Below are 5,992 nucleotides of genomic sequence, written 5' to 3' on the forward strand. Positions count from 1 at the left end.
TCCACTTCTTGTACTACAGAGAGTTTAAAGGATAGGCTATAGTCTTTTTGACTACGTTTTACATACTGATTATTAAGATCTTTCATAACATTGCTGTTTTTGTGTAACGCTATGTTAGGATCAGACAAAAATAATATAAATAGAGGCTGTTCCAAAAGGGCAGCCTCTTTTCTTTGTCATGATTTTTTCTTATAATAATAGAGTTTACCAAACCAATAAAAGTAACATCATTATTCAACTATCCAATATAAATATGGGTTAATCCATTTTTTAATCAAACCAAATTATCAAATACCATAATTAGTCTGGAAAAATTATCTTTCTTTACCTTTCTCTTTTTTCATGGCTAAATATCCAAAAATCCCAATTAATAAAAGACAGATAATCTGAAGAACAAAATATTGATCTTTTTTATCAAAGTAAGGAATTATTATTAATAGTACGAAAGCTATATAAGTTAATAGTTTATAATTCATATTTTTTTATTACGGTTTTCCACCTTCTTTAACACATATATGATAATCTCTCTCCGCATCGGAGTTACAAGCTACCATATGTGCCGTAGCAATGCTTCCGGCAATAACTCCTCCCACTCCACCTGTAAAAGCACCTACTGCCGCTGATCCTACTACCTCAATTCCATAGTTCCTCATACACATTTTGGATGCTCTTACAAAACCAGCATGGCAATCGTTCCTGGCTAGCAAACGATTATTCCCTAAGTTTCCAAGTTGGCTATCCATTTCAGAAATCAACACCTCTCTTCTTTTTTCTTCATTATATTGGATAAAAAAATCAGAATGAGTTTCTTGGAAATCTATCGTATTTCTTTTCAGTCTTTCATATCGTTCAATCAGTTCTTTAATATTATGAATCCCTGCTTCTTTATATAGAGCTTCTAATTCCTCGATAGTAGAAACTCTTCCCATTTTTGATTGGAGTAAAGTAAAATTAATATTTTTTTCTTTCTCTATAATCTCCTTAATTTCATACTGAACTGATAGTTGTTTTTGAACATATTCTGAGATCATATTAGATTCAGACCCACGATAAGCAATGTTCTTATTTTTCTCAATACTTACTCGAGATTCCTGTGTTAATACATCTTCATCATGACATGATTGTAGTGTTATAATACTTAGCACCGCTGCGACAAATAATTTTCTCTCCATTTCTTTTCTTTTTTAGTGCCGCAAAACTACAAAAGCAATATATCACTATTATTAGAATTATATTGTATATTTTTTGCATTTTTATTGTACAAATCTTGTACAAATTATACTTTTTCTCCATTTTTGTAAAAAAATAAGACATGCAAAAAGAAAAATTACGTCTAATAAGAAAGAAAAAAGGATATACACAACAACAAATCGCGGATGCTATAGCCACAGATGTATCAAATTATAGTAGAAAAGAAAGCGGAGATGTAAGAATTGTTCAAGACGAATGGGATAAAATAGCCTATTTTTTAGATGTCCCTATAGAAGAAATCTACGAAGAAGATGATGCAAAAGTTATCATTAACAATGACCATCCTGTATTTAATGATAGTTCAACTTCTGCGGGATATGTAACTCAATTTCATAATATTTCAGCGTCTATTATTCAGAATCTTCAGGATTATATTACCTTGTTAAAGGATGAAAATAAAAAATTAAAAGACGAAATAAGAAGTTTAAAAATCAAAAAATAAATACTCCTTTCAACATTTATAGCTTATTAATGGGGTATAGATTATAGTCTTATCAATCAATATTCTATTAATAAATTGTTTTTTAGAGTTCAAGAAGTGGATCCCAAAATAGTTTTTTGAAGTTTTTCACTTTAAAATTCTCAATAATAACACCTTCATTTTCTAGTTTTATTTGGAATTCAGGTACAGACAAACTTCCAGAACTAGAAATAACACGATGTGCCGGAACACCTTCCGGACAACCTCCCATTGCTTTTCCTACATGCCTAGAGTGATTGGGATAGCCCACCGCTTTCGCAATAGCGCCATAGCTGGTTACACGACCTTTAGGAACAAGTTTTGTAATTTCCCACACTTGTTGTTTAAAAATTTCGTCCATATCGCGTTTAATTTAGTCTTATTGTTATATCTCAAAAATAAATATAATTTTTAGTATTTATTTAATGATCAACCATTTTTGATTGCATGATTTTTGAATACATTTTATAAATCACCAAATCCTAATGTCATGAAAAAAATAATTTTTCGTTTATTAAACAAAATAAATAAGGCTATTTTTCCCAAGTTAAGCAATAAGAATCCCAATAGTCTAAATAGACTTCAAAAAGGAATTTTAGCCTATCGGTATTTTGTACTCGTTCATTCTTTAGATTGATATTATTTGAAACGATTATAAGAGGTTATTCATAAAAAAACGCTTCAAAAATTGAAGCGTCTATATTATTATTGTAGAATATAAAAATCCTTAAGAATTTTCTAAGATATAAGAAAACATTAATGGAGCACAGATCGTTGCATCACTTTCAACAATAAACTTTGGGGTTGTAATATCCAATTTACCCCAAGTAATTTTTTCATTTGGAACAGCTCCTGAATAAGAACCATACGATGTCGTAGAATCTGATATTTGGCAGAAATATGACCAAAAAGGGATATCATGCATTTCCATATCTTGATATAGCATTGGCACTACACAGATGGGGAAATCTCCTGCAATTCCTCCTCCAATTTGGAAGAAACCTACACCTTTACCACTGGAATTTTTAGTATACCAATCCGCTAAATACATCATATATTCAATTCCTGATTTCATGGTAGAAGCTTTAAGCTCACCTTTTATACAATAAGAAGAAAATATATTTCCCATAGTGGAATCTTCCCATCCTGGAACCACAATTGGAAGATTTTTTTCTGCTGCAGCAATCATCCATGAGTTTTCTTTTGGAATTTCATAATATTGCTCCAAAACTCCGGACAAAATCATTTTATACATATACTCATGAGGAAAATATCTTTCACCTTTCTCTTCTGCATCCTTCCAAATTTGGACGATATGTTTTTGTAATCTTCTAAATGCTTCTTCTTCAGGAATACAAGTATCTGTAACTCTATTAAGCCCTCTTTCTAAAAGATCCCATTCTTCTTGGGGAGTAAGATCTCTATAATGAGGAACTCTTTCATAATGTGAATGTGCCACAAGATTCATTAAATCTTCTTCCAGATTGGCTCCTGTACAAGAAATAAAATCTACTTTTCCTTGGCGAATCATATCAGCAAGAATTTTTCCCAATTCAGCTGTAGACATTGCTCCAGCTAAAGTGATCATCATTTTCCCACCCTCTTTAAGATGTGCAACATACCCTTTAGATGCATCCACCAAAGCAGCCGCATTGAAGTGCAAATAGTACTTCTCTATAAATTCCGAAATTGGTTTACTCATTTTAAAAATTTTTGCAAAGATAAAACTTAAAAACGGAATGTAGCTGCTGCACTTAAAGAAACTCGGTGTAGTCCTTCTCTTTGATTGTCTTCAAAATCAACAACCTGACCATTAAATTTCATTTTTGTCAATGTCCCTGCAGTAAAGCCTACTTTGGGGCCAATGAAAAAATTCTTCGCTAATGCGTACTGGTAACCAAAATTGGCTTCCATTCCCAAATTAGAACCTGTCCCTTTTACGGTACCTGTTTTTGTAACATAGGAAATAACTCCTAATCCTAAATCAACAAATAATTTATGTTTTATTTCTTCATTATAATTAGAATACATTACGGAAGGGCCAAAGAATGTAATATGATCTTTTGTATTGATATTTCCTGAATAAAAATTTCCATTTACATCTTGAAAAGTAATTCTTGCATTACTGGAGGCACTATAATTAGAATATTTAAGTCCAATTGCAAACTCATTTTTAAGATGATAATATGCAGAAATATCGAAATTAATTCCACTTTTTAAGCCTTTAATATAATCTTTCTGTTCAGAAGAAATACCTTTAGGAATTTCAGCTGTTCTCCAGGCATAACCTATGGAAGGGATAATTGAAAATTTTTGTTGAGCAAATGAAAATAAAGAAATGGAGAGCATTCCTAGCAAAGTTAGTTTTTTTGTCATGAATTTGAAATTTGCCCAAAAATAATGTTTTATTTCTACTAAAAATTCAAAATCTAAATTTTCTATTATCTTTTTTTTCAGCCGTTTTCTTTTTGAGATCAAGTCTTTTTTGCTTCTGCGCTTTAGAGGGTTTTGTAGCTATTCTTTTTTTAGGAATAACAAGGGATTTATTAACAATTTCCAGCACCCTTTTTATAGCCGTGTTTTTATTCATGAGCTGAGTCCTGTTCTCAGAAACTGTTAAAAACAAAAAACCTTCTGTATTGATTCTATTTTTTAGTTTATCGTAAATTAAGTTTTTTTGATATTCATTAAAAAACTCAGATGTTGCAACATTCCAAAGTACAGTTACTGAAGTTTCTACTTTGTTCACATTCTGACCTCCCGCTCCACTGCTCCGAGAAGTTTTAAAACTGAGTTCTTTTGAAAAATCTTTCATTTTTTAAGCCATTATATTTTAGGATCAGTGGATCAATACACTACCTTTGACTAATCTGGTTACTAAGTTCAATTCGGTTAACTTTACCATTTGGAGTCCTAGGAATTTGATCTATAAAGATAATTTCCTTAGGATGATGAAATTTTTTCTCAAATTCTATTGATCCTATTTTTTCAATTATATCTTCAGAATATATACCTTCTATTATTAATACTAATTTTTGTCCCAAACTTTGATCATTAACACCTAAAAAAACAACTTCATTTGAAATATTTTTTTTGATTAAAGCTTCTAATTGCTCGGGAAAAATTTTTACACCAGCCGAGTTAATAACATGATCTATTCTTCCTAAAAATTTAAACTGTTTTTCATTAATAATCTCAACTAAATCATTAGTTTGCAAAATTTCGTCATTCAAATTGGGCGCAAAAATTTTCAGACATCCTCTTTCGTCTTTTGAAATATCAACATTTTCAAATATAGTAAAATAATCTTCCGATTTTGGAGCTAATTGCCTTAATCCGATATGGGAAAGAGTCTCTGACATTCCATATGTTTCAAAAATATGATTCTTTTCAGACCTATGACTTTTGAGCACTGCTTCTTTCAAGGATTCCGAAACAGCAGCTCCCCCAATAATTAAATTTTTGATTAAATATAATTTTTCTAGTGAGTTTTCAACTTGAAGAGGTGTCATAGCACAGAAATCTATTGGTAATTCAAATTTTTCAATTGGTTTTGTAGAAGGGTCCACAACCATCAATTTTAATTCTCTTACTATCGAACGCACAATCATCATTTTTCCAGAAATATACTCTACAGGAAGACAGCCTAATGCAATATCTCCTTTTTGCAATTTTAAGTAATCACATGTCATAATTGCAGAATTAACCATCTTCTGCTTAGGAATATCAAAAACTTTAGGAGCTCCCGTAGAACCCGAAGTTTGAACTTTAACGGTATCAGAATCCGAGAACCATTCTTCTAAAAATGTTTTAACTGTAAGCTCAAATTCCGTTTGACACGATAAGCCACTAATATTGAGTCCATTGAAATCTATCAGCATAATGTATATAAATAAAAAGGAGAGTAAATGTAAAAAAAAGTTTAAAAAGTTTTTGCATATAAATAAAAAAACTCTAAATTTGCACCACTAAAACAAACAAAGACTCATGGTGTAGCGGTAACACTACTGATTTTGGTTCAGTCATCTGGGGTTCGAATCCCTGTGAGTCTACTTAAAGCAACTTATTTCACATAAATAAGTTGCTTTTATTTTTTCTAATGGGTCCCTTTTCAATTTAATATATTAAGTTTCCGTATCCCTTTGTAAACAAAAGGGATCAGGCGCAAAAGTTGGGGGCTATGCAAAAAGTTTGGATAATCTGAATAAGAAAAAGGTTCTGTCTTTTACCCCTCTTAGTTGCAATCTAAAGTTTTTGATTTTCGCATTAAAAGACTCTGCT

At 31.1% G+C, this 5,992-nt stretch carries 8 protein-coding genes and 1 tRNA gene; 2 read left to right on the plus strand and 7 right to left on the minus strand.

Annotated elements, in window-relative coordinates:
* Nucleotides 1-314: 314 nt before the first annotated feature.
* Entirely contained in the window at nucleotides 315-476 is a 162-nt protein-coding gene (locus tag CHRY9293_RS18035) for a hypothetical protein (protein WP_162034250.1), read from the minus strand.
* 9 nt (nucleotides 477-485) lie between these two features.
* A complete protein-coding gene (locus CHRY9293_RS18040) occupies nucleotides 486-1,172 on the minus strand; it encodes a hypothetical protein (protein WP_162034251.1) in 687 nt (228 codons plus the stop codon).
* 140 nt (nucleotides 1,173-1,312) lie between these two features.
* Here CHRY9293_RS18040 and CHRY9293_RS18045 point away from each other — a divergent pair, with 140 nt between their 5' ends.
* Nucleotides 1,313-1,693 carry a helix-turn-helix transcriptional regulator gene (locus CHRY9293_RS18045; RefSeq protein ID WP_162034252.1) on the plus strand — a complete coding sequence of 127 codons (381 nt, stop codon included), beginning with the start codon at nucleotides 1,313-1,315 and terminating at the stop codon, nucleotides 1,691-1,693.
* An 82-nt stretch (nucleotides 1,694-1,775) separates the two neighbouring features.
* On the opposite strand, the gene CHRY9293_RS18050 is transcribed toward CHRY9293_RS18045, so the two are convergent.
* The 5 genes from CHRY9293_RS18050 to CHRY9293_RS18070 all read right to left on the minus strand — a co-directional run bounded on the left by CHRY9293_RS18050 (nucleotide 1,776) and on the right by CHRY9293_RS18070 (nucleotide 5,592).
* Nucleotides 1,776-2,072 (minus strand): MGMT family protein, encoded by a 297-nt coding sequence (locus CHRY9293_RS18050; protein ID WP_162034253.1) that lies wholly within the window; start codon nucleotides 2,070-2,072, stop codon nucleotides 1,776-1,778.
* A gap of 366 nt (nucleotides 2,073-2,438) precedes the next feature.
* Nucleotides 2,439-3,413, minus strand: coding sequence for a deoxyhypusine synthase family protein (locus tag CHRY9293_RS18055; RefSeq protein ID WP_122548415.1), 975 nt, complete (start codon nucleotides 3,411-3,413; stop codon nucleotides 2,439-2,441).
* Nucleotides 3,414-3,439: 26 nt separating this feature from the next.
* Nucleotides 3,440-4,087: an outer membrane beta-barrel protein gene (locus CHRY9293_RS18060; protein WP_162034254.1), complete on the minus strand. Its 648-nt coding sequence runs from the start codon at nucleotides 4,085-4,087 to the stop codon at nucleotides 3,440-3,442.
* A 46-nt stretch (nucleotides 4,088-4,133) separates the two neighbouring features.
* Nucleotides 4,134-4,526, minus strand: coding sequence for an alternative ribosome rescue aminoacyl-tRNA hydrolase ArfB (gene arfB / locus CHRY9293_RS18065; RefSeq protein WP_162034255.1), 393 nt, complete (start codon nucleotides 4,524-4,526; stop codon nucleotides 4,134-4,136).
* A 40-nt stretch (nucleotides 4,527-4,566) separates the two neighbouring features.
* Complete coding sequence (locus CHRY9293_RS18070) at nucleotides 4,567-5,592, minus strand: AMP-binding protein (RefSeq protein WP_162034256.1); 1,026 nt, start codon at nucleotides 5,590-5,592, stop codon at nucleotides 4,567-4,569.
* A gap of 100 nt (nucleotides 5,593-5,692) precedes the next feature.
* On the opposite strand from CHRY9293_RS18070, the gene CHRY9293_RS18075 reads away from it, so the two are divergent.
* A tRNA-Gln gene (locus tag CHRY9293_RS18075) sits at nucleotides 5,693-5,763 on the plus strand.
* The last annotated feature ends 229 nt before the right edge of the window (nucleotides 5,764-5,992 follow it).

The sequence above is a fragment of the Chryseobacterium potabilaquae genome, assembly GCF_902728265.1.
GTDB classification, from domain to species: Bacteria; Bacteroidota; Bacteroidia; order Flavobacteriales; family Weeksellaceae; genus Chryseobacterium; species Chryseobacterium potabilaquae.